We start from the raw sequence: 1,300 nt of genomic DNA, 5'->3' as shown, positions 1-1,300 counted from the left end.
CAATACTTTTCTTTGCCCACGGCTCCATCTCATTTGAAATGCTTTCCCACTTAAAAATCGCGGCTTCATAATCTTTACTGTGAAAATACACTTCCCCCTGTGCATAGCGGATATACGTTAAGTCGTACGGCTCATTCTGCTGCTCTTCCACAAATGCAGCACCGAGCACTTCTATAGGATGAAGGGGTGATTCTTTTTCTATTAAAAAAGTTTCATAAAACGACTTCTCCATCAATAATTTCTCTTCTATCATAATGTCCTCCGTTATATGTGAATCCATTTTGGATGCGACTCACAGACTAGTCTATGGCTACCATTCTATCAGAATTTCGACAGGATAAAATTTCATTTCGTTTTCATTTACTAATTGATGCTTTATTCCGTGATTCCTTTGGCTTACATCCATTACATAAGAAAGGACTATCCATTACCAAAAGGCTACAGCCTTCAAGAAAATTGATAGTCCTAAATATTTACCACCTTTATTGAAGGTGTAAACTATAATGATGAATTGTTTTCATGCTTGTCGGGCCTGACCAAGCCGTCTCCGCTTTTGGTTCATCCAGCTGCGACGGCTAGCCCCTCGAGGTCACAAGGTAAATTTCCCGTGAAGGCAAAGACCGCCTTCTCGGGCAATTCATCTTATGCTTGTCGGGCCTGACCAAGCCGTCTCCGCTTTTGGTTCATCCAGCTGCGACGGCTAGCCCCTCGAGGTCATAAGGTTAATTTCCCGTGAAGGCAAAGACCGCCTTCTCGGGCAATTCATCTTATGCTTGTCGGGCCTGACCAAGCCGTCTCCGCTTTTGTTGCTTCCGGCCCTCTAGTATGGCTACTACGAAGGCGAGGAGCAGGAATAGGCTTGAGATCTGGAAAAGGATCCCGATTTCTACAAACTGAGCCAGTACGCCGAATACCAGGCCGCTCAATCCGATACCCAGGTCAATGGACGAGAAGAACATCCCGTTTGCAACTCCCCGGCGGTTGTCAGGTGTCATGGACAATGTCCAGGATTGAAGTGTCGGGATGAGTGAACCGAATCCCACTCCAAACAGAATGCCTGAAATAATGATTAGTGCATCGGAATGCGCAAACGATAATACCCACATACCTACAAATGTAATCATGATACAGAACAGGACGAGTCCCTTAGGTCCGCGTTCGTCAAACCACTTACCTGCTATCGGTCTTGACAAGGAAGCCATGATTGCATTGAATAAATAAAATAAGAAGATATGCTGTATTCCACGTTCTTCACCAAAGATCACGATGAATGTTACAATCGATCCATAGCCGAATGTGA

The 1,300-nt window shown here is 44.7% G+C and carries 2 protein-coding genes; both read right to left on the bottom strand.

The annotated features are described in order from the left end of the window. The coding region (locus HP456_RS24090) for a hypothetical protein (protein ID WP_172255693.1) at positions 1 to 253 on the bottom strand (253 nt) is incomplete at its 3' end. 514 nt (positions 254 to 767) lie between these two features. After that, a partial coding sequence (locus tag HP456_RS24085; protein WP_172255691.1) for an MFS transporter occupies positions 768 to 1,300 on the bottom strand: 533 nt, incomplete at its 5' end.

The organism is Bacillus haikouensis, from assembly GCF_013179555.1.
In the GTDB taxonomy this organism is placed as follows: domain Bacteria; phylum Bacillota; class Bacilli; order Bacillales; family Bacillaceae_B; genus Rossellomorea; species Rossellomorea haikouensis_A.
This window is presented reverse-complemented; position numbering and strand designations above follow the sequence as displayed.